The sequence below is a fragment of the Bacillus sp. BPN334 genome (assembly GCF_008368885.1).
In the GTDB taxonomy this organism is placed as follows: domain Bacteria; phylum Bacillota; class Bacilli; order Bacillales; family Bacillaceae_G; genus Bacillus_A; species Bacillus_A wiedmannii.
The window spans coordinates 126,323-150,402 of record NZ_QOZW01000013.1; the positions used below are offsets into that span (position 1 = coordinate 126,323).

The 24,080-nt window shown below is 32.4% G+C and carries 16 protein-coding genes, 4 pseudogenes and 1 riboswitch; of the genes and pseudogenes, 6 read left to right on the forward strand and 14 right to left on the reverse strand.

Annotated elements, in window-relative coordinates; translation table 11 throughout:
• Nucleotides 1-691 precede the first annotated feature (691 nt).
• Nucleotides 692-796: pseudogene (locus tag DN393_RS32615) on the reverse strand (IS6 family transposase); the annotation flags it as partial.
• Nucleotides 797-1,441: 645 nt separating this feature from the next.
• On the opposite strand from DN393_RS32615, the gene DN393_RS21035 reads away from it, so the two are divergent.
• Nucleotides 1,442-1,807 carry a DUF3221 domain-containing protein gene (locus DN393_RS21035; protein ID WP_149173837.1) on the forward strand — a complete coding sequence of 122 codons (366 nt, stop codon included), beginning with the start codon at nt 1,442-1,444 and terminating at the stop codon, nt 1,805-1,807.
• Nucleotides 1,808-2,161: 354 nt separating this feature from the next.
• Here the strand turns inward: DN393_RS21035 and DN393_RS21040 are convergent, their stop codons facing one another.
• Complete coding sequence (locus DN393_RS21040) at nt 2,162-2,635, reverse strand: GNAT family N-acetyltransferase (protein WP_088047596.1); 474 nt, start codon at nt 2,633-2,635, stop codon at nt 2,162-2,164.
• Nucleotides 2,636-2,778: 143 nt separating this feature from the next.
• Here DN393_RS21040 and DN393_RS21045 point away from each other — a divergent pair, with 143 nt between their 5' ends.
• A complete protein-coding gene (locus tag DN393_RS21045) occupies nt 2,779-3,219 on the forward strand; it encodes a MarR family winged helix-turn-helix transcriptional regulator (protein ID WP_149173838.1) in 441 nt (146 codons plus the stop codon).
• Between the two features lie 173 nt (nt 3,220-3,392).
• Here DN393_RS21045 and DN393_RS21050 read toward each other — a convergent pair whose 3' ends face one another.
• From DN393_RS21050 to DN393_RS21060, 3 genes are all read right to left on the reverse strand, one after another.
• Complete coding sequence (locus DN393_RS21050; protein WP_149173839.1) at nt 3,393-6,131, reverse strand: putative mucin/carbohydrate-binding domain-containing protein; 2,739 nt, start codon at nt 6,129-6,131, stop codon at nt 3,393-3,395.
• Nucleotides 6,132-6,235: 104 nt separating this feature from the next.
• Entirely contained in the window at nt 6,236-8,602 is a 2,367-nt protein-coding gene (locus DN393_RS21055) for a putative mucin/carbohydrate-binding domain-containing protein (RefSeq protein ID WP_149173840.1), read from the reverse strand.
• 140 nt (nt 8,603-8,742) lie between these two features.
• Nucleotides 8,743-10,983, reverse strand: coding sequence for a M60 family metallopeptidase (locus DN393_RS21060; RefSeq protein ID WP_149173841.1), 2,241 nt, complete (start codon nt 10,981-10,983; stop codon nt 8,743-8,745).
• Nucleotides 10,984-11,577: 594 nt separating this feature from the next.
• On the opposite strand from DN393_RS21060, the gene DN393_RS32475 reads away from it, so the two are divergent.
• Nucleotides 11,578-11,646 carry a helix-turn-helix domain-containing protein gene (locus DN393_RS32475; RefSeq protein WP_370458104.1) on the forward strand — a complete coding sequence of 23 codons (69 nt, stop codon included), beginning with the start codon at nt 11,578-11,580 and terminating at the stop codon, nt 11,644-11,646.
• A gap of 558 nt (nt 11,647-12,204) precedes the next feature.
• Here DN393_RS32475 and DN393_RS21070 read toward each other — a convergent pair.
• Nucleotides 12,205-12,483, reverse strand: a complete 279-nt coding sequence (locus DN393_RS21070; RefSeq protein WP_064474240.1) for an AbrB/MazE/SpoVT family DNA-binding domain-containing protein — start codon at nt 12,481-12,483, stop codon at nt 12,205-12,207.
• Between the two features lie 401 nt (nt 12,484-12,884).
• Nucleotides 12,885-13,406 (reverse strand): annotated as a pseudogene (locus DN393_RS21075) (IS4 family transposase); the annotation flags it as partial.
• Nucleotides 13,407-13,749: 343 nt separating this feature from the next.
• A riboswitch (SAM riboswitch) is annotated at nt 13,750-13,857 on the forward strand.
• A gap of 83 nt (nt 13,858-13,940) precedes the next feature.
• Here DN393_RS21075 and mmuP point away from each other — a divergent pair.
• Nucleotides 13,941-15,350 carry an S-methylmethionine permease gene (mmuP, locus tag DN393_RS21080; protein ID WP_149173842.1) on the forward strand — a complete coding sequence of 470 codons (1,410 nt, stop codon included), beginning with the start codon at nt 13,941-13,943 and terminating at the stop codon, nt 15,348-15,350.
• Entirely contained in the window at nt 15,325-16,302 is a 978-nt protein-coding gene (gene mmuM / locus DN393_RS21085; protein ID WP_064474247.1) for a homocysteine S-methyltransferase, read from the forward strand. The genes mmuP and mmuM overlap by 26 nt, the downstream gene beginning before the upstream one ends.
• Before the next feature lie 801 nt (nt 16,303-17,103).
• Here the strand turns inward: mmuM and DN393_RS21095 are convergent.
• The 7 genes and pseudogenes from DN393_RS21095 to DN393_RS21125 form a co-directional block, all read right to left on the reverse strand.
• Nucleotides 17,104-17,862 carry a DUF975 family protein gene (locus DN393_RS21095; protein WP_149173844.1) on the reverse strand — a complete coding sequence of 253 codons (759 nt, stop codon included), beginning with the start codon at nt 17,860-17,862 and terminating at the stop codon, nt 17,104-17,106.
• A 451-nt stretch (nt 17,863-18,313) separates the two neighbouring features.
• Nucleotides 18,314-19,740, reverse strand: a pseudogene (locus DN393_RS21100) (hypothetical protein).
• Nucleotides 19,741-19,820: 80 nt separating this feature from the next.
• Complete coding sequence (locus DN393_RS21105) at nt 19,821-19,982, reverse strand: aspartyl-phosphate phosphatase Spo0E family protein (protein ID WP_025118349.1); 162 nt, start codon at nt 19,980-19,982, stop codon at nt 19,821-19,823.
• 500 nt (nt 19,983-20,482) lie between these two features.
• Nucleotides 20,483-21,562 carry an RNA-guided endonuclease InsQ/TnpB family protein gene (locus DN393_RS21110; protein ID WP_149173845.1) on the reverse strand — a complete coding sequence of 360 codons (1,080 nt, stop codon included), beginning with the start codon at nt 21,560-21,562 and terminating at the stop codon, nt 20,483-20,485.
• Nucleotides 21,563-21,614: 52 nt separating this feature from the next.
• Nucleotides 21,615-21,848, reverse strand: a pseudogene (tnpA, locus tag DN393_RS21115) (IS200/IS605 family transposase); the annotation flags it as partial.
• 322 nt (nt 21,849-22,170) lie between these two features.
• Nucleotides 22,171-22,770 carry a hypothetical protein gene (locus DN393_RS21120; protein ID WP_061689702.1) on the reverse strand — a complete coding sequence of 200 codons (600 nt, stop codon included), beginning with the start codon at nt 22,768-22,770 and terminating at the stop codon, nt 22,171-22,173.
• 438 nt (nt 22,771-23,208) lie between these two features.
• A complete protein-coding gene (locus DN393_RS21125) occupies nt 23,209-23,532 on the reverse strand; it encodes a hypothetical protein (protein ID WP_149173846.1) in 324 nt (107 codons plus the stop codon).
• Between the two features lie 285 nt (nt 23,533-23,817).
• Between DN393_RS21125 and DN393_RS21130 the strand changes: the two genes are divergently transcribed.
• Nucleotides 23,818-23,955: a DUF3956 domain-containing protein gene (locus DN393_RS21130; protein ID WP_000376554.1), complete on the forward strand. Its 138-nt coding sequence runs from the start codon at nt 23,818-23,820 to the stop codon at nt 23,953-23,955.
• Nucleotides 23,956-24,080: the final 125 nt, after the last annotated feature.

The following is a 24,080-nucleotide window of genomic DNA, read 5'->3' on the forward strand; positions in this document are numbered from 1 at the left end:
TTTGTGTTTTTCGTTTCTGTCACCTTTTCATAATATCCCTCCGCTATATTTCTAGATACTTAAAATATGAATATATAAGTAATAAATATTACTTACATATTCATATTATCTATTTACACATATTTACACAATTTAACATAAATATACTCATTTATATAAGAAAATGGATACATTTCAATTCAATTAAAAAGAAGAATAATCAAATGAATGTATGAGAAAAAACAGATTTTAATACATTTATTTTAAAAAAAACATAAAATATATAAAAATGTCGAAATATTAACACACTATGTTCTCATAAAAAAACTTCTAGACAGTTATAACTAATCACCTAAACTCAGATATAACAGTACTTTAAAAAGAACGTCATCCTAATTGGGATCACCATATCATTTTGATGAATTTGTACGCTAAGAAATTTATAAATGAAGAAATCATTTATGTAAAATTAAACAAATGTTTGTTTAATTATTTTAGTTATGGATCAATTTGTGAGATATGAGTATGGTTGTTTGAGTTGCGGGGTTCAATTGTCTGCTTAGTTAATTTCTCATTTATTATATAAATCTTATATAGCAAAGAAAAAAGCATCCGCTACGGATGCTTCCTCTAAAAATTTATAATATGTGATTTTAAATATTCTATTTTTTTTGGTCATGGATTGTCCCATCTTTTTCTAGAATATCCGCATCAACAAATAACGAAAATTTAGGTTGTACCGTGGGTACCATCTTACCGTTAATAAGATAATAGTAGGTTGATAGTGCTTGCATATGAAAATTTTTTCCTTTTTCATACCGATCACATACTTTTTTTAGAGTAATAGCATCAGTATTTCCAAGATGTAGAGATTTTTTGCAATTCCCATAAAATTTTTCGCACCAGAACTTTTAATTATACATCAATATTTAATTTTCTTTTATAGATAAAATAAATCCCTAATAACCCAAAAAATAGATAAATATTTCTATATATACATAATATTACATTTTTAAATAATCTCATTATACTACTAAAAAATACAAAAAATTATCTATATTTAGTCAAAATGTATCTAGTCTTCTATTTAAGATATAAGTTTTTTAGCCAAACTAGATTATTAGAATCGACACTTTTGTGTACATTTATATTACTTATGATTTACCGTTAATTCCCAACTTACAAAAATGGTATATATTTATTAATTTTAACTCGATTTTACGTAGTTTATGAGAAGAAATATATTATTTTTGAAGGTACAATTAATAGTTAATTTGGTGAATTATAACATATATTATCTTTAAATAATACCCAGTTGAAAAAACAATGGATCAATTGTGACATAATTGTTAGATTTAGGAATATCAGAATACATTCTATATATAAATAGAAAGGTGATCGTGTACGGATAAAATATAAGGGGGATTTATATTATGTTTTCAAAAAACAAAAATTAGTAACAATGGTAACCACTTTAACACTAGGATGTGGATTAGCTTTTGGATTAACTCCTATTTCGGCAGATTCTATAAGTAACCCTACTCCTATTAACGAAGAACAAATACGAATACAGATACCTTTCACTAGATATGTTATTTCAGCAGATGATAATTATTTAGTTGTAGCTGACACTAACACAAAAGTGGAGGCACTCTCTTATCAAAATAATTGGTGGGAATTAGCCTCTCAAAATAAAATCTTACGTGTCCCTATTACTAGCAAAGATAACTACAGCGTAGGTGAAAAACTAAACATATTTTCCGTAGGATGGACTCACTCTATTCCACCAATTGCTGCTATGCCTGTTATCGAAAAAATAATTGAATAAATTATATATTTTTTATAAAAGAAGATAGCCATTATTTGTAATACTGAAACTAAGATAATTAAATAAACATCATTATTACTACACGACGACACATGTTGTTTAACAATGTAGTTTTAAGGCGTATCAACACTTTGCATGATACGCCTATTTTTCATGGTTTTTCCTTCGTTTTATCACTACATTTTGTAGATTTATCAAAACTTTTATCGCTACATTTGAATTTTTTTCATCACTTTTAAATAGCCAGTTTAAGAGAGGCAATTGATTGCTTAGTTGAAATTCATGTTTGTATTTGTGTCAAAATAAAGCTCCTTCAATACTTCCTTTTAATAGATGCGTTTAATACACCTAATTTTAAAAAGATTTTATATACCATGCATTCATAGTGGAGTGTTCAGAACCTGGTAGGGGGGCATTTAAAAGTATAAATCCAAATTTTTCATATAATAGACATGCAGTTTTTAATTCATGCATTGTTTCTAAATAGCACTTTTCATAATGTTTAGAGGCAAATGACAAAGCTGTTTCCATTAGTTTCTTGGAAAACCCTAGACCTTGTGCTTTTGGACTTAAGTATAGCTTTTGTAATTCGCAAACTTTATCATATTCGTTAAACGGTGCTATACCAATTCCACCAACAACTTCTCCTTCCATTTCTACTACCCAATAGTTCGCATGTTTTAGATTATTATAATATTGATGTAGGTCATTAAGTTGAGGGTCAAAATAAGCTGTTCCAGGAAGCGCTAATCCAAGTGATTTTAATGAATCTTGTATAATTTCTTTTACTTTTGCATTGTCTTCTTTTTTCATTTTTCGAATAATCATATACGATCTCCTTCAATTAGGTTTTAATAAAGATTGCGACAGATTTTTGAAAATGGCATCCTTAAAACATTGACTAAGTCCACATTTTAAGGGTACAGTTATATTAATATTAAACGTGGACTTAGTCAACTAAAGGAGGATCTATGGATAAAAAAATTACTTATGACATCAGACAATTCAACCGTTTTTATACAAAGGTACTTGGTCTATTTAATAACCAGATTCTAGATACAGATTATTCATTAACCGAAACACGAATACTATTTGAAATAAGCGAAAGAACAGAGTGTATTGCGAATAATCTTGTGCAAGAACTTAATATTGATAGAAGCTATATGAGCAGAATTTTACGTAGATTTGAGAAGGAAGGATTAATAGAGAAAAGAAGCTCAATAAAAGACAGCAGAAAAAACTTTCTCTTTTTGACAAAAAAAGGAGAGGTACTACTAGATATAATTCATATTCAGTCAGATGAACAAATAAATCAATTGTTTAACGGACTAAGTGATAGTGAGATTAATGAAATTCGTATTTCCATGATGATAATAAAAGAAAAATTGGATAAAAATATTAAACAAAAATAGATGTGTCAATCCTTAGAACATTAGCTATAACTTGTTTTTTTGAATAGGTATAAATATATAAAATATCTAATGTGCCTATAGAATTCATCATACATCATTATCAATAGTTAACTCTTTTTTAATAATAAAAAAGATGTCCAAAAAAAATTATATTTTTTAGACATCTTTTTAATCTATTTTATTAATAATCCCGTAGAAGTAACTTGATATGTTCTTTTCTTACCCATAAATTCCTGTTTACTATTCTCAAGATTAATTAGTAAAGCTCTTGTCTTTTCCTTTTGTGCTTCTCCTTCTATATGGGTAAATTCAATATAGTCTCCTATTTTTACTGGAACAGTTTGAATTTCAGCGGCTTGTTGTCTATTTCCTACAATTTCTTTATTGTACAAAATATTGCCCGATGAGTTTTGAACTTTAATGCTTGCATACGTACTAGTAAAATAGGAGTGTGGTATACCGGCTTCTAATTTGATCTGCATTTTTTCTGTTGCTTTGTTATACTCTACTTTTGCGATTTCTCGATCATTATATCCCTTTAAAGACCATGCAAATTGATTTCCATCTAAAACTGTTGCTTCTGGCATTTTTTCTACTTTCTTCAGACCTTCTTTTGTAACTTCGTATATGGCTTTTTTTCCAAAGCTCTCTTGCTTACTATTATCGACATTTGTGAAAGTAGCTCTATGCACACCTTCTAAATGTGTTAACTCGATATAATCTCCTACTTTGACTGGTACCTTTTGTGATTCAGCATTTTGCTGTTTGTTTCCATAAATGTCTTTATTGTATACTACTTTCCCCGATGCATTTTGTACTTTAATACTCGCGTATGTTTCATTAAAATAATGATGCGGTATGCCTGCTTTTAAGTCGATTTGCATTTCTTCTTTGGACTTATTGAAATTGATTTTAGCAAACTCGAAATCACTGATTCCTTTTAGCGACCATGCAAATTGATTTCCATCCCAAATTGTTGCTTCTGGCATTTTTTCTACTTTCTTCAAACCTTCTTTTGTAATTTCGTATATGGCTTTTTTTCCAAAGCTCTCTTGTTTACTATTATCAACATTTGTGAGAGTAGCTCTATGCACACCTTCTAGATGTGTTAACTCGATATAATCTCCTACTTTGACTGGAACCTTTTGCGATTCAGCATTTTGTTGTTTGTTTCCATAAATGTCTTTATTGTATACTACTTTCCCTGATGCATTTTGTACTTTAATACTCGCGTATGTTTCATTAAAATAATGATGTGGTATGCCTGCCTTTAAATCAACTTGCACTTCTTCTGTCGACTTATTGAGATTGATTTTAGCAAACTCGAAATCGCTAATTCCTTTTAGTGACCATACAAACTGCTTTCCTTCTAAAATATTAGAAGAGTTCGGTATATCTGGATTAAAACCTAAGTTATCTAATATAGATTTTAGATCAGGTAAAACACCTATTCTATCATTCCATGGATCTTGAGATTTTGTTCCTGTATTTGGATTACTTAAGATATTTCTTAATTCGGCTGGTGTATAAGGAGAACCTCGGTGTTCTTTAGCAATACCTTGAATCGAAGTTGCTGCCCCAGCAATAATTGGTGAAGCACTTGATGTTCCACTAAATGTTGATGTATATAAATTTGTATTATTTTGACTTGGATTTGCAGATGTTGTATCAACATTTTCTCCCCATCCATATACATCTAATCGGCTTCCATAATTTGAAAACCATAAACGTTTATGTGGAACAGTTGATGTTCCCGCCCCAACCATAATAGCACCTGAATCCTTAAAGTCTGGACTATTTCGATTTAAGATTTTTTTTCCATTACGATCTTTAAAATTATCTAAGTCGTTTGAACCATTTGCGCCAGCTTCTATAATAATAATCCCTTTATCTGTACCAACACGAATCGCATCAAAAATATCTGGATGTACTTCTACAGGTAAATATTTCTCCCCATACCCATCATACGAAGCTTGTGCCTCTAATAAAAGGATATCCCCTGCTTGTAAATTATGTACAGCACTTAAAATGGCATCCGCTGTATTATAAATTCCATTATCCCTGATTTGGGATATTACTTTTACATTTGCTCTTGGTGCAATTCCAATATTTCCAATTTGATTATCTTCGGATGAAACAATTCCTAATACAGAAGTACCATGAGCTCTATGCTGACTTATATTTTGTCCAGACATAAGCTTTATATTTTTATTGACTAAATCCTCATGGTTCAATAACCATCCATATTCCATATCCACAAAAGTAGTACCCTTTCCGTCACCACCTTTAATGCTCCAAGCATGCGAGGCATTAATTCCCTTTGGTGCTGCTTCAAGATATCCTTGATTTTTAAATCTAGGATCATCGTACGGATTAACAGATAAATCTGGTAACTGTTGTATTTCAGGGGGTGTCAAAATTTGTTTTTCTTGTATATAAGCTTCCTCTACAAGAGGTGATGTTTCAAATTTTTTCAGTAATAATTCTATTTCTATGTTATTAGGAGCTTGTACAATATAATAATTTAATAGATTGTTAGCTGATTGATTAGCAAATGATTTAGAGTGTAATGATAACTTTTCAATCTCTATCGGATTTACAGATGAGAACAGGCGATTTAAAGTAAGTTCCGTATTTTCGGAAAATAACTTCTTTAAATTGTTATCATAATTCCCATTTTTTATTCGTTTCTCAATACCATCTTCATAAGGTAAGTCAATTGCATTTTTAAACTTTACAATTAATTGTTCTTCCTGTGAATCTCTTTTATTAGAATCTGTTTCTTTGTATGTGACATTATAAGATTCCGCGTAAACTTTATTATGAATTCTATCATTTTGTAGTATTAGATCTGTTCCTACAAATGTTGTCATTGCAATTGATGAAATTAGAAACCCTTTGAATATGTTCATACTATACCCGCCAATCTATTTTCTCTTGAGCATTTTTTAATGCGTATAATAGTTAAGATTTATATATATTATATAAATCAATAATTTAAGTTTTGTAGTGAAATCTATGACTTTATTAATAATCCCATAGAGGTAACCTGATATATTCTTTTCTTTCCTATATATTCCTGTTTACTATTCTCAAGATTAGTAAGTGTGGCGCGTGTCTTTTCCTTTTGTGCTTCTCCCTCTATATGAGTAAACTCAATATAATCCCCTACTTTGACTGGAACGGTTTGGCTTTCAGCAGCTTGTTGTCTATTTCCTTCAATTGCTTTATTGTACAAAATATTGCCCGATAAGTTTTGAACTTTAATGCTTGCATACGTATCAGTAAAATAGGAATGGGGTACTCCCGCTTCTAATTTAATCTGCATTTTTTCTGTTGCTTTGTTATACTCTACTTTTGCGATTTCTCGATCATTATATCCCTTTAAAGACCATGCAAATTGATTTCCATCTAAAACTGTTGTTTCTGGCATTTTCTCTACTTTCTTCAGGCCTTCTTTTGTAACTTGATACCTTGCTGTCTTTCCAATGGTTTCATTTTTTTTATTTTCAAGGTTAGTTAAAGTTGCTCGCGTTTTCTCCTTTGTTGCTTCTCCTTCTATATGGGTAAATTCAATGTAATCCCCTACCTTGACGGGCACAGTTTGGCTTTCAGCATTTTGTTGTTTATTTCCCACGATTTCTTTATTGTACAGAACATTTCCAGAAGAATTCTGGACCTTAATACTCGCATACGTACTAGCAAAGTAGGAATGTGGTACACCTGCTTCTAGTTTTATCTTCATCTCTTCTGCCGTTTTATCGTAATCTACTTTTGCAATTTCTCTATCACTATATCCTTTTAATGACCATGCAAATTGATTTCCATCTAAAACTGTTGCTTCTGGCATTTTTTCTACTTTCTTCAGACCTTCTTTTGTAACTTCGTATATGGCTTTTTTTCCAAAGCTCTCTTGCTTACTATTATCGACATTTGTAAAAGTAGCTCTATGCACACCTTCTAAATGTGTTAACTCGATATAATCTCCTACTTTGACTGGTACCTTTTGTGATTCAGCATTTTGCTGTTTGTTTCCATAAATCTCTTTGTTATAGATCACTTTACCTGATGTATTTTGCACTTTAATACTTGCATATGTACTATTAAAGTAGTCATGTGGTACACCTGCTTTTAGATCAATTTGCATTTCTTCTGTTGATTTATTTAAATTTACTTTCGCAAATTCAAAGTCTCCAATCCCTTTCAGCGACCATGCAAATTCGTTACCTTCAAAAATGTTTGGAGATTCATTTTTGATTTGTACCTTTTTCTCAACAGTTTGATCAAATAAATCCGTTAATACAATTTTTGCATAAGCATTTGTTGATAATGATATAGATTGACTGATTCCATTTTGATAAGATTTAATATCATCAATTACGTTAATAGGTTGGCCCGTCATATTTTCATTGTTATAAATTTCAATTTTCCCCTTAAATTGCGGTGTACTATTTTCTTTTAGTTTCCAAGATACATTTAATTTTTCATTTTCATAATATATAGATTGGATATCAAAATCTAGTTTTCCTATTTCAGGTTGAGTAGGTTGATTTAGCGTGAATATTTTTCCTGATCCAATGGTAGACTGCGTATTACCTCCTGCTTTGACCCATACATATTCTGAAGTGGCTCCTCCATCATATTGATATGTATTATCATGCGTCCCTGAAATATTTTGATTATTCCAGGAATTCCATTGTTTATCTACTAACTTTCGGCTATAACCATTTTTCAGGCGAGCTTCTCGAACATTCTGTCCACTATCAGCCCAGTCTTCTTGAAACATTCCTAATCCATGATTAAATGCAACATTAGCAACAGGAAAATCCATAATTGCAATTTGATGCCATTTATTATTTGTTACATCTTTCAGCCATTGTCCAAATTTAGTATGACCATTTTCTTGCCATGAACGCATTGTCATTCTGTACCAATTGTAGTCTTTCCAACCATAAGTTGTTTGAACCTTCATTCCTGTTCCTTCTCCTCCAAAGGGTCCAGCTTGCGAATTCGGAGATAAGTATTCGGCCTTTATTGCTTCTTTAGAGGAAATTGGATCCCATAAAGCAAAATGTAAAGTACGTTTTCCATTTTCATCAAACCCACTTTGTTGTTGAAAACCAGCATATCCTCCAGCTTCACCACCTGCATTCCAGTTGTGTACAGCCCAGTACGTATAAGGCGGAGTCTGAACTGGTGACCAGTCTATACTAATAATATCTGAGGCAGGTATATTTTGGGGACTGACATAAACTGCTGGAGCAGCTGAATGTGTTGCAGCTTTAGTGTGCGAAATAGACGTTCCAAACATAGAAAACATGCTACATGCTGCGGTAATTATAATAACTTTATTAAATCTTTTCTTTTCTTTCTGAATAATCACTAATCTTCTTCCTTTTCTAATTTTAATTTTTGAATAATAACTTAATAGAGAAATCTATCAAAATTCAAGCAACATCCAGTAATTCTTTAAAATACTGGCTCAATTTATGTTTTTCTATCTTCACATCTGATTCTTACATATTACTTGATTGTAAGTGGTTTCCATAACGATACTGCAAATATCCAATTCGGGTCACCATTTCCTTGATGATTTTGAACAGCTTCATACACTTTCCCTTGATGTTCTACTTTGTCTCCCTTTGTATACGCCTTCTTTGGATCCCATTTCTCATAAGATGCATTTTGATCTTTTGTTTTTACCGGAAGAATGTTACTTTGAATTGATGTATTTCCAGCTGCATCTACGGCCTTCACTGCATATTTATATTCCTTATTAACTGTTAAGTTTTGATCAGTAAACGTCGTTCCTTGTACCGTCTGAATTAGTTGTCCATCACGTAATACCTGATATTCTTTTACACCTACATTATCTGTAGAAGAATTCCATTTTAGCTCTACACTGTTAGAAGTTACATTGCTTGCGGATAATCCTTGTGGCTGCGTGGGAGCTTCTGTATCTGGTTTCGGATTAACAATTTGGTTTACTTTCTTCAGGCCATCCTTTGTAACTTCGTATATGGCTTTTTTCCCAAAGCTCTCTTGTTTACTATTATCGACATTCATAAAAGTAGCTCTATGCACACCTTCTAAATGTGTTAACTCGATATAATCTCCTATTTTGACTGGTACCGTTTGTGATTCAGCATTTTGCTGTTTGTTTCCATAAATATCTTTCTTATATACTACTTTTCCTGATGCATTTTGTACTTTAATACTCGCGTATGTTTCATTAAAATAATGATGCGGTATGCCTGCTTTTAAGTCGATTTGCATTTCTTCTGTCGACTTATTGAAATTGATTTTAGCAAACTCAAAATCGCTAATTCCTTTTAGTGACCATGCAAACTGTTTTCCTTCTAAAATATTATTTCCATTAGGCATATCTGGTTTAATTGGATTAGAATCCGTACCCTTCCAAATTTCTGTTGTTAAAATTGGATATCCTAATGCAGCCACTTTTTGGATGGTATCGTTATTTGGACGTAATCCCCACTTCTCAAAGAAAGGCATCAAATTTTGTTTGGCTACTTTTGATGCTGAAATCATAAATAATTGTTTTTTATTTTCATCAGTTTGTGGAATTTCATTTGAAGGCATGTCTCTATACAATTGATGCAATTTAGGATAGAAATCCTCTCCATATGCTAACTGTAGTTGCCAAAGCATAACAAGCTTAACAAAAACATCACTAATTTCATCATAATTTTTATTCGTTTGTTCTAGATATTGAAACGCTTTTGGATAAATTCCACTTTTCTCTAAATTGGATGGTTGATTAAATGCTTTTTCTACAGAAAGGCTGTATATATTATTTTGTACTTCTGTCATATTATAAAACTTCCAGGGCGATTGTTGTCTCAAATGTCCTGCCTCGTGCCATGGACCCCAGCCATCTTTTACAAATTTATCAATATCTAACACGTATTGAATTGCATCTCCTACATATGCAGTTCGATAAGAAGTTGCATACATATAATAATCAGGAGAATGATTTTCCTCTACGTAATGAACATAATGTTTACCTACTTGTTCTTCGGATAATCCAGCTACTTTGTCTTGAATTCGAGTAGCTTCATCCATCTTTTTTAAGAGTTGTACAGGATCTGTATTAGAACCCAACAAATATTTCTTAACACGTGCAGGGCTGGCTGTAATTAATACACGTTCTCCTTTTAACTCCACTGCATGTGCATTAGGATATTGGTCCAGCATGTTTATTAGATCTTGTTTCGTATGCTTTCCTAATTCAAAGAAAGGCGTAGTCGCTCCACCTGTTGTGACTGTTGTTCGAATGGTGCCACCTTGTTGTTTATTATAAAAATAAATCATCCCCCCATTTGGAGATTGAATTGTGTTTATACCAGGTTTTAATGTAAATAATTTTATTTTAGAATCTTCTCTCCAAGAAGCATCATACGAATACGTTCCAATATATACCTGAATATCTTGATTACCTTCTACATTAATCGTTATTTGTTCATTTGGTTTTGCATATAAACCAGTGGGTTCATATGGGCTAAATGCCATACTTTTTCTTTCCTGTTGTTTTAGTACCTCGACATCACCTTTCCCTGGGACTGTATACGCTCTATTTTCTGATTTAACTGAATTCTCACCTTGCAGTGATGCTGATAATTTTTTTGGTTGCTGCATTTCCTCTGCAAAGACATCTGGTGAAGAAGCCATTCCAGAAGCAAGTATAGTTAATGTTGCAGTAGCTACAAGTATTCTTTTGGTTTTATGCTTTGATTTATTCCCCATAGTATCTCCCTCTCATTTCCTTGATAAATTTAAAAGTTTTCATTTCTTTAGCATGTGTTTACGTGCAAAAACAGTTCATGAACTTGTATTTATTACTTTTTACATAGCCCTCCCTTTACTCTGTTTATAATTATATTTAGATGTTATTTTATGACACATATAAATACAACTTTATAAAATATCTATCAAAAACGTGTATTTATGTTTTAATCTAGTATTCCTAACTGTCTTACAAATCAAATAAATTACACAAAGGTAGTCATTTCGTGTGAATAATACATTAAATCTAATTAATTACAGAGTAATAATTCACAAAAAATTAATATTATGTAAAATTCAAGAAAGTAAATAGCTATAGGCGGATTTGTCATATATACATTGACACCGCTAAGTCATTTACTACCATCAGAATACTTCATTCTTTTTTCTCTTATAGCTTAAGTTTTTAAGTTATTGGGAGATGAATTGGCTTCGGACAAGGGATGGCAGGAAGTCATCTTAATTGTTCGAAATACTTACATTGTTACTTCAATATCATTCGAATGTACGTTTGTTGTATAATAGGTAAATATCAAAATGGGTGTAAAAGGAATAATGATCAATGAAGCATATAAATTTCGTATCTATCTAAATAAAGCACAAGCAACCTTAATCATTCATTAGTTAGTTACTGAAAATACTTTGTTTCAATTGTAAGATTAGGGTGTATGATAATAAGTTTAATAATTATAGAAAAAACCCCGATTTGATTATGTTTCAAAATAAAAGTAAGCCTATGACTCAAAATTACATGTATCTTGGCAGTACCCCTATATTTACCTTTAACAGTACAATTTTTTCATTTGTAAGTTTCTTCAAAATTCCCCCACCAATTAACAAGCCTAATCATCATTTATTTTTCTTTATAACTTAATTCTATGATATACTCATAATGAGTCGGGAAATCACTCTCCCCTCTATGTACTTATATTTTATCTATTCATTTTGGCGTTTAGACATTTAAAGCTAAGCGTCCTTTTTCTTTTTTACCCTATAATTCAGCATCTCGTACTAAATTATTTGCTAATCTTCTCAAAACAAACAATACAGTATCTATTTAGCGGATTAATTCAACATAAGATTATATGTAGACTATTAATTAGGTATTTAGTTTTTTATTAAACATTATGATACGTGAAATTTTATATTTCCCCTATAAAAAAAGCCCCTTGAAAGGAGCATTTATTTTACAAGATACTGTTCTATTTCTTTTAGTAATAATTCTGCACCTTCTGGACTTAATGTTATCTTACCATTTGCTAATGCTATGTTATGATTTAACACTTCTCCTGTTAATGCACAAACACCACCAGGCTGATACTTCTGTAAAACAATGTCTTCCCCTTCTACAAAAATCTCTAATGGTGATTTTTCTTTAATACCAAGCGTATTTCTAAGTTCCTTTGGAATTACTACACGCCCTAATTCATCTACTTTTCTAGTTACTCCGGTTGCTTTCATCTAGTCTCTTTCCCCATTTCATTATCAATTTGTACCTAAGTTATTATTAACTATTGTAACAGGCTTTCGCCATAAAGAGGTATTACCACATTACTATAAATCTAACAGAACAGGTTACCCCAAAAAAGCCAAAAATGAAATTTTGTGCTATAAAAATTTTTTCTATTTAGAGTGTACCTTAAAATATTAGCTTAATGGGCATGTGACAAGACCCCTAACACTATAAAATTAATTACTATTTTCACGTCTTTCTATAAATGTGATTTGTAGCATACATCTGCCACAATTTAAACCATAACTTTACCCGGAACGTTAAATATAAATAACTATAAATAGACATTGAAAAATAAAGCCTACATCTCCAATTACTAAGTAATTGGAGATGTAGGCTCTTTTATTTTTTTCCCTGGTCCAACTTGAAAATTAAGAAATTCTCCACTGTGCAGATCATATTCTAATTGTATTTTGGTTCCAGCTGTTTGGGCACACCCTCCTGAGCCTAGATATACATTCTCTAAAGCATTTGGCACTTGAAATACGGTGGCATCTAGGATACGGACTCGTTGAAAATAAGAGAAAAGGTGGTTAGAAATTTGTGTTTGTTCACATATCTTTTGTTCTAACAGTAAAAAAAATATGTTTTAAAAACAAAACTGCTTTAGCATTTAAACGTATATTTAAGCCCTCAGGGCTAAGTAAAGTGCCTGCCGCTGCATGAAGCCTACTACATAATCGAACCAAGGAATCACTGCCACCCGTTGACTAATCCAAATGCAAATAGCAGCTAAGTCTGATCCAGAAAACTTACGTTTTCGCTTTATAAACCCTATTTCTCTTGCAAGTTCTTCTAAGAATACAGGTTTAACATATCGTTGTAATTCTTCTGCAAATGGTAGTAATTCATCTTGAATCGAGAGATTCATAAGAAAACATCATCCTTACTAATTTAGCTTGTTTAGAAAAGATAACGTTTTTTGATATTTGAGGGTATTAAAATCTCCTGAGTTGCTGGTTATATATGGTGACCCCATAGCCAAAGAAATAAGAAGATATTTAGAAGTGCATCAAATTTTGAGGAAGTGCTTGTGAACCGTATCATAAATAAATGAGGTTTTATATGTTCGATTTTTAAATAATACCCAAGAAGGAGTGGGTTGCAGTTATAGTAATACTCTATTTTTTGTATTTCTATAATAGATAATTTTTTTAAAAAACAGAATTATCTTGACAGTTATTGAAGGGATTGATAAGGTTATAAAAAAATATTTCTTATCCAGAGAGGTGGAGGGACTGGCCTTATGAAACCTCAGCAACAGGTCTGCTTAAGTAGACACTGTGCTAATTCCAGCGGGTGATAATCCTGATAGATGAGAGCTTCCGTTTTTATTTGTCAGTAGCGCCCTCTTTTTTAGAGTGCGTTTTTGTTTTTTCTGGATAGTAACTAAAGGAGAGTAGAAATGGAGAACAAAAATGGGCAAGAATTTCAAAGGAAAATGCAAGCACGTCATTTAGTCATGCTATCACTTGGTGGGGTGATTGGAACGGGCTTATTCTTAAGCTCGGGTTACACTATTCAACAAGCTGGCCCGTTTGGAACAATTCTATCCTATCTGATTGGTGCGCTAGTGGTTTATCTAGTTATGCTATGTTTAGGAGAGCTATCCGTACATATGCCTGAAACGGGCGCATTTCATAGTTATGCAGTTAAATACATTGGACCAGGTACAGGGTATACAGTAGCCTGGTTGTATTGGCTAACTTGGACTGTTGCTTTAGGTTCTGAATTTACAGCCGCAGGATTACTTATGAAGCGATGGTTTCCATCGGTTAATGTTTGGGTATGGAGTGCTCTTTTTGCCATTTTGATCTTTGTATTAAATGTCCTGACTGTTAAATTTTTCGCCGAATCCGAATTTTGGTTTTCATCGATAAAGGTTATAGCTATTGTGATTTTTATTGTTTTAGGAGTAGCGGCAATGCTAGGTTTTCTTCCGATGAATCATTCAAAAGCAGCACCATTCTTTTCTAATTTTACAAGTGGAGGTTTATTTCCTCATGGTGCTACCGCCATTATAATGACCATGCTTGCGGTTAATTTTGCTTTTTCGGGAACAGAATTAATAGGCATTGCAGCTGGAGAAACAGCGAACCCGGAAAAAATGATACCGAAGGCCATTCGAATTACTCTGTGGAGATTGATCATCTTTTTTGTAGGAACGATTGTTGTTTTATCTGCGTTATTGCCTATTTCCGATGCAGGGGTATTAGAGAGCCCTTTTGTTGCAGTTCTAGAACGAATTGGGGTGCCATATTCAGCTGACATAATGAATTTCGTTATCTTAACAGCCATTTTATCTGCAGCAAACTCAGGCCTTTATGCCTCTTCTAGAATGCTTTGGTCGCTTGCTAATAAGAATACGATATCCCCGATTTTTGGAAAAATGACAAAGCAAGGTGTTCCAATCAACGCCGTCATTTTCAGCATGGTGGGTGGAGCTTTGGCTTTGCTCTCAAGTATTGTGGCACCAGATACTGTCTATATCGTACTTGTTTCCATTTCTGGTCTAGCAGTAGTTGTAGTTTGGATGAGTATTAGTGCTTCCCAGTTCCTATTTCGCAGACAATTTTTGAAAGAAGGAAATTCTGAAAAGGACTTGATTTATCGCACACCACTATATCCATTAGTACCAATTGCTTCTTTTATCCTTTGTCTGGCATCGTGTATTGGAATTGCATTCGATCCAACACAGAGAATTGCCTTATATTGCGGCATACCGTTTATTTTGTTTTGCTATGGAAGTTATTATCTAACAAAAAATCTAAAAAAGAGGGACGTAAATTATGTCGAACAAAATCAACCCAATTGATGCTATTTTATCCCAACATTCCATTATGCTTCTTGACGGAGCATTAGCTACAGAATTGGAGGCGCATGGATGTAATTTGGACGATCCCCTTTGGTCGGCACGTGTGTTACTAGAAAATCCGGAACTAATTTATCAGGTTCATTCGGACTATTTTCGTGCTGGAGCGGACTGTGCCATAACAGCAAGCTATCAAGCTACTATTAGTGGTTTTTCCGCGCGTGGAATACAAGAACAGGAAGCTTTGGAATTAATTAAGAAAACGGTGTTACTTGCAAGAAGGGCAAGAGATGATTTTTGGAAGGAAAATACGCAAACGAATAGGCCTAAACCATTGGTTGTTGCATCAGTTGGGCCGTACGGGGCTTACCTTGCAGATGGTTCAGAGTATGTAGGCAACTATGGTGTGACAGATAAAACATTAGCAGACTTTCACCGTTCGAGAATGTCAGCGTTAATCGAAGCAGGTGCAGATCTATTGGCATTTGAAACAATCCCTTCCCTGCAAGAAGCAAGAGTATTAGATAGATTATTGCGTGAGTTTCCAGAAACATATGCGTGGCTTTCCTTTTCGGTAAAAAATGAGAAAGAGATTAGTGAAGGTATGAAACTCGTGGAGTGTGCACGAGCTTTTGAGAAAAGTGAACAAATTGTAGCGATAGGCATCAATTGTGCGCCAGTAACCGTTGTGACTGGTGCAATCCAAGCGTTGAGGGAAAACACCAAAAAACCGATTATTATTTATCCAAACTCTGGTGAAACTTATAATCCAGAAACAAAAACATGGCATGGTCATGAACAATGTAACGCGTTGGATATTCAATCTGAAAAATGGTACCAAGCAGGTGCACGTTTAATAGGTGGATGCTGCAAAACGACCCCTTATCACATTGAGGAGATATCGAACAAGTGGCGTTCTTCCGAGTTTTTCTATTCGAACGAAGCAAAACAGTAATGTAATGGATGATAATCTATCTTTGTGTGTATTTTCATGATTTGGCTTGTTCAGGAATCTACAGTTACGTCTAGTGGCACAAAATGTCTTTTCAGAGACACAAATATGGATGGTAGCCTCGGGAATCCAGTGGACTTTTGGGTACCTTAGGTATGGAAAGGAATCAGGGAAAATAAAAACCGCTAGTTTAATAGATATGGTAGACAACATGCTAAATCTTTTAATGAAGATATAATTGATCCAATTGAAGGTGAAGGGGACCATTTATTCGTAATTAAAGTTAACAAAGAGGTTAATTTAGTTATTCAAAAAATAGTTCAATAACTATATGAAAATTTGTTGTAGTAGTAAATGTGGTCATATTGTTGTAAAAAAGGATAGATGTAAACAGGTATACTCCCCTGTTCATCTATCCTTTCCTTTTTACCTTATAAAATGTGTGATATTATATTCAATCGTATAAATATAGGATTTCATTACTATTGCCTTGACTTTTAATAAAACGAAAGGGTTTATTTGGTATGCGTATTATTAAAAGTATGCTTCTATTTTAGGAATGCTTTACCCCATAAAATGAAAGTACACTTTGTTTCCATTCTTAAGTTGATGGGTATGGGGTGTCGCCACATTGCTATTTCCTCCAACTCGCAACATGTTTGCGGTATCCTTGCTCAAATCATAATAAATATTATATATCTAGCAGCTTAACTCTTTTAATATAATACTTAAAAATGGATATGCTTAATTGCATATCCACTATCAAGATAGTATACACTTCCCTTATACATACTTTCTTCCTATTTATATACTTACCTTCGCTTCTCCAACATCCTCTTTTTTAATTAAATCTAAGTAAAAATGTGTGACAGTTGTGTTGTAATAAGGAGAAATGAAAATAAATGATAGATTAAATGTAAACATTCCGATAAATGCGGCTAATAAAAACCAACCAATAAATGATAACCAAAGAACAAATAACTTTAGCTTTTGTCCTTTCATTATTCTTTTACTTTCTCTCAACGCTTCACTTGCTGTATAATCAGGATTCTCTACTAATATGTAATACGACATGGAATAAGAAAAATATTTAATAATACCTGGAACAATTAATAAGAGACTCCATAAAAAAAGAAAAATAGCTTGCAACAGGCCCAATTTTATTGATCTAAACAAATTTCTTTTTTTAAATCCTAGAAATACATCGTCCACTTTAGCGTCTTCATTTTTCCCTAAATGTAAGGTGAAAGCAGAATATCCATAGTTAAAGATACCTTGTATGGAACTGTAAATTAAGAAACAAATAAGTCCTAAAAATATATAACTTAGAATAATTAAAACTAGTGCAGTAGGGTCTACTTGGGGTTGCCCACTAATTGAATAAACAAAAATTACATCCAAACCAATTACCCCAATAAACAGGCCAACTATTAAATACATGAATGTCGCGATTGCTGATGCACTAAGAGTAGGTACAAAATAGTTTAACGCTGATACTCCTATACCTACCCCCCATTTACCATCTAACGAATTAAGAGCTGCTTTCTTTAAATTTCTTGTCATATTTGTATTCCCTCCTTTTTTCTTATTTTCCTATACTGAAAAAATAAAAGAACTTGTAGCAGGCCCCGCTACAAGTTCTTTTAGCCAAATACTTTAGCTCATCAAATAAATATTTATTCTGCACAATCGGGGGTAATGCCTAAAATATGGTTTGTTAACATCATTATATAACATAATTATGAATTTTTGTTAAAAATTCTATATATTTAGACAAATAACCCTCCACTTTTTTACTTATTTTTTCATGTAGTTTTATCTATTGAAAATACGTAAAAAAACATCTGGACTAATTGGAACAAAAGTTTATTTAACGAACATGAAAAGACCACCTACAAAATTTCATAGGTGATCTTTTTTGTGATTTTGCACTTGTGCACTACTTTAAAAATATATCATAAATTTATCTAGTCTCCTAAACATTTGAATCTATAACTAGGTCGAAACACCATATTTAAGACAAACGTCCATTAGAACTTTTTAATAAAGATTTATTCTGTAAAAAAGTTTCAAGCTTACTAAAATCTGTAGAAGAAAATAATAAATTCATGTTCAACTCGTTTCTCTCCCTCATGGGGGAGACAATGTTGTGAATCTTTATATAACTGAAACATATTCCACGGTACTGCATCGGAAACCTTAAATTTACTTAGTAGTTTTGGACAAAGACCTTTAGTTGCTCCATCCTGAACAGGAAAAGCGAAGTTTATATAAAGTACGGCTGTTGCTGCAGAGTAGTTATCCACTTTAGTTGAGAAGTAGCTTACGCCATCAAAAAATCCATCATATCTTATAAACTGCAATAATAGTTGTGGGATAATATATTCTGGTTTGAATGTGTCATTCGTATTTTTACACGTACAGAACATGCTGCCATTAAAGGCCAAATAATTAGATAAGAAATTACTTCATTTGGTTCATTTAATCTATCCGCCAAAAAGCGTTTTTTCATAATTGTACCGATATCGTAGAATTTCTTAATTATCTTATCTATAAAAACAACAGGTGGTGTAGATAAATCCATATAACTTATATCATCTGATTTAAATACTGAAGTCTGAACCGTATTTAAGTCAGGTTTATTAAGTTCTTACCAGCTGGTTAAAGGTGAGCTTTCTAAATAGATACATAGTAACCCATGAATACTGTATCAATTTGTGCTGACTATTCCCCGAAGTTCTAACGGAATATGAAATATTTCTTCACCTGTAAATACATGATCGGTACCGACTCAAATTTTATAGAGGAATTCATTGTCAAAGTTTTGAAGTGTTTTTATATCATTGAAATGATTTGGTATAGACACGTTATTTATTAAAACTTTATGAAATTCTTTAAAAGCCTTTGACGGAAAACCTTTATAATATTCTTTTAAAGAATTAATAATCCCATTACACAAATCCTTTACAAGCTCCAAATCCTTTTTGGTAATCACTGTTTCTAATGTTGTACTACAAATGCTCTCTAACCCTGAGATATAAGTAATAAAACAATTTTCAAGATACTCTATAAAGTCATCATTCTCCCTAGTAAGGGGTAACTTTCCCGCCTTCTTATATAATTCAATAATAGGCAGCACTTCTAAAACCCAGTTTCTTAAACGGGTAATTTTTTTAGCGTCTTTCGAGAAATCAGATATTGAGAATTCACTGGCTTACTTTTCATTATAAGGATATAATTTAAATTTCTTAGGTTCATCTATTTTTTGTAATTTTTCATAAAAATTTAATGCAATATTGACTTCCTCTTTACTAACATTGGTGTCTTCTTTGATATGAGTTAGTTTACTGCTTTCTCTATTAAATCTGTTCTTAATTTTAAAATAGTAATCACATCACTTTTTAAACGAAAATATTTAATTAAGGTTTTACACTTTCTCAATATTACAGTATCAAATTTCTTATATAATTAAATTATTCTCTTTATTTATTTTATGTATCTGTTCCTTTTGAACCCTACTATTATAGGGTTCCTTTTTTTATAATCATATATTTATTAATTAATTTATCAATTTCCTGACTTAAATGGAGGACTTTCGTATGACTAAAACCATGTTTATTTACCAGTTCTACTAATTGTAACTTTTTATTTTCTATTAGGTCATTTAACTTCGCCACTAACATAAACTTTTTTCTTTCACACTCCTCCTAAGCAAAATAAAAAGAGCTGCTCCCAGCGCTTGTATAATAAAAATCTTTATTATTTCGATGTAAAATTTTCCGTATTTTACTATAAATGAATATACATAAAACCAACAACAATAAATTTAGTGTATTTAGAAATAAAAAAGCAGCAATAATTCATTACTGCTACAACTTCTTTATAAATCCATTATTTATAAAAACATATTCTTTTGGTTCATCAGCTTCACCATATCAAGCTTCCAGCTTTTTAATATGTTCTGCTACTTCTTTTAATATCAAATTCATACATAATAAAATAGGGTTCACATTATATTCTGTATCTCTTTGACACTCCCACGGCTAAAGCCGCAAGTCCTAAACCTTACGGTGTAACGGATGGGATTCTTGAATGACTAAGCATTCGCAGTCCATTTCTGTTTTGAACAGCCTTCAAGATGAGGGTGTGCCATCACCCCTCCTAAGACAGACCATATAGGTTCTTAGGCTGATTGACTATTACCGCCAACCACAGTTGCGTAGCGAATATTCATCGCCCCAACGATATCACGATGTTTCTCAAATCCACATTGGCACTTGTATTTTCTATCTTGCGCCTTGTTCTTTTCAGAACATTTCGGACATTTTTGACTTGTATAAGAAGGGTTCACATATTCGACCTTTATGCCAACTAATGTCGCTTTGTACTCGATGAATTGTGCTAAACGATGGAATGACCAAGTGTGTATATTTTTTCCGTTTTTACGGCTAGTTCGTGCCGTCTGTCTAATGTTCGTTAGTTGCTCTAATCGAATGACAGAAATATTATTATCCGTTGCAAAATCAACGATTACACGACTTACTTTGTGGTCTTGGTCTTGCATCCATCTTTGTTCTTTATTATCAAGTTGACGAAGGGCATCCAGTTTCTTTGCTTCTCCTAACTTCTTGCGAGCACTGCGAAACTTACGTTTCATAAATTTGTTTTGCCTACCGTTTCCGAAGAAATGAACTTTCTCATCATCTGTGATGGCTACCGCAGGAACTTTGAGACCTAAGTCCACTCCTAAAATCTTTGTTCCCGTTTTTTCGTTTGTAGGAATCGTGACAGATATTTGAGCAATCCATTTAGCAGATTTCTTCGTGATACGAAGTGTACCTAACTTGTGTTTCAACAATTCGAAATTGCGATTATATTTGTCAATTAATAAAGCGCGAACCTTTAAACGAGTTGACTTTCCGTTTACCATAAACGGAATTGAAATGTGCGTGAAGTCAAATGAATAGTTTTGGTTATTCCATACACAAACAGGTCTTTTTAGAATCGGAACGATTTTGTATTTACTCTTTTTCACCTTTGTAGAAAACACACTTTTCGCATCTTTAATTGCTTGATTTTTCACCGCACTTGGGATATTGGCCTCAATATCCTTTGTACTTTTCTTAGTGCTTTTCTTTGCTTCAACCATTTCAGATACAAGGGCATTAATGACTTTTATATATTCGTGGCTACTTTGTTCCAATAGCATGATTTGTTCTTTTGTTGGAAGCAATTTAACTTTAACCGTGATGGTTTGTGGCACAATTTTCACCCCCTCGTTTTTGATTTTCAACATAATGTTTTATTGTCTTATTTTATACATTTCCAGCAGTAGAAACAAAATAAGAACGCATCCATAGGATCAGCAAGTGTTGAAGATGTGGAAACTCTTCTCTCAAACGTTTTGATGTCACTCCTTTAATTTTTGCCATTGTATCAGCAGGACTAAGTGTTGGTGTATTTAAGAACAATTGAACATGGTCTTTGTCGAATTCCATCGCAACTATAGAAATATCCAATTCTCCGCATATTTCTTGAACCAACATTTTGGATACTTAGAGTGCCACCAACTTTGCGGTTTTTAGTAGCACTCCTTATCCAACCTCACTTTCATCCCATGCCTAAAGGCGAGGGGCTTTCTCGTTCAGGAAGGGCTGCAATTCTTTAGATTAGCTATAAATGACCATTCATTACCTTTCAAATTTGTATAATAGTCATTCTCTTCTTCCCAGCTTCCTGTATTTATTAATTCCACCAATTCTTATATTCATCCTTAATAATTACTTTACCTCGAAAGGCTGTATACATTTCAAAAGACAAATTTATCACCTTCTTAAATTCATTATGAATTTAATTAACATATATACTTAACTACACAATAGATGGTTTTAGAAATCGTACTACGTTTCCTTTTTCACTAAATTCACTCTCATTGTTACAATTTTTGGCGGTAAGATCTACTATATAACTCTCTGAAATTTTAAAAGTTCTCTCCTCATTAAACATTGTCAAAGGAACTGATACTCCAACATTATTATCTAGATGACTTAATACCATTACAGGTATAGTTTCTCCTTTTAATAAATCAACATATGAGGTCTTAACTTTATAATAATGGCCTTCTAAAAAATGCATTTTTCCGTTTATTAAATCCACTGCAACTCCATTATTACAGTACGCTAAGCTTTGATTTGAAAAATGGATGTCATCCGATACTTTAATAAATTTCATCGTTTTATTATCAAATATATAGTAACCCTCTCTTACTACAAAGAGATTATGCGGATTGATAAACTCTAGCAAATAATGTGTGATTTCAAAGCTAGTATCCCCCTCAATCATTTCTCTGTATTCTACATAAAGTTTCTCTAATTTTTTAAATGTACTTAGTTTGATCCCCTGATTTGGTCTTGATGCAAGTGTTAAGTCATCTAATACCCATTTAGCCACGTATGTTGACGTTGGAATCATTTACAATATACCCCCTTCAAAATTCTATATATGAACATATTAACTATTTAAAATATAATAAATTGGCCTCTACTTAAAGTATAGGCAGAATCTATTTAATAACTAAGATAATTCTTTAACTTTTTCATATTTACTTCTTATAAATTATATTTATCAAACTCTAAAACGAATTCTTTATAATTAATTTACATTTTCAGAAATTTGAGATATTATTTGTTATATACACCTTTTTTATTTTTTAAATCAATCTCAATACACATAAGCCCTTCGGGTTACTTGAAAGAAGAATGTAATGCTAAATGCATTAGTTCTTACTATCCAGTGTCCTTGAAGGGCTTTTTGTATTGTCTAGAAAGGAGAGAATGAATGAGTTTTAAGGTTTCCTTTTTTCTATGCAAAATAAAAAAGCAGCGATTACGCTACTTAAAGTTTTTCTTATCACCAAATAAAATGATATATATATTCTCCCGTTATACTTTCATTAATTCCAGCAATCCTAGCGAATCTCATTAAGTCCATTCCCTGAAGAAAATACATTTGGAGCGTAACTGGTACCTGTGACCACATGAATTGATAAAACTCATTCACCCTCTGATTCGTTGAAACAATTAAATCATTTACAGGTCCATGATTCCATGCAGAGGTTTGAACTGAAGTAAACGGAAGGTCTTTCCCATTAACTGCTATTCTTGCCACACTTTGAGTTATGTCCACAATAATCCCCTCCTTCATTACAAAAATCCGACCTATTTCTATACTCATATTCTCGATTATAATTAAGTGGTTACGGCAAACACCTATTTTCTTTTCTACTCAAAATAATTTATTTTATAAAATAAAAAAGCAGCGGATTCGCTACTTTAAATTTTTTTCTCTTGCCTTCTTCATTTTCAAAGCGCCTTCATGAGAATACTCCAATTGATCTATTAATTTAATCAATTCATTAATGGGTTAATCTATCAATTCTATCAAATCCATTAATTCAACTATTACATATTATCGTTTCATTCATATACTATATTAGATTGCTAGAAAGGAGGCGTAACCATGGATAGTTGCGTTGTGTTTGTAAATGGACAACCTTTTTTAGTTCTTTCAGTAGCTGGTATTGAAATTGCTAGATTGGAGATTTCTCTTCAAGTAGCATTAGCTCTAAGAGTGCTTGGAATACCAATCTGCGATTAATTACCTTATCAAAAGAAAAAGAGGGCACTAGCTCTCTTTTTTTATTTCCCCCTTATCTTTCCTTAACAACAAAAAAGACACCGCCCAAATCACGGCAGCGCCTACGATAATCGCTATTGATTTAA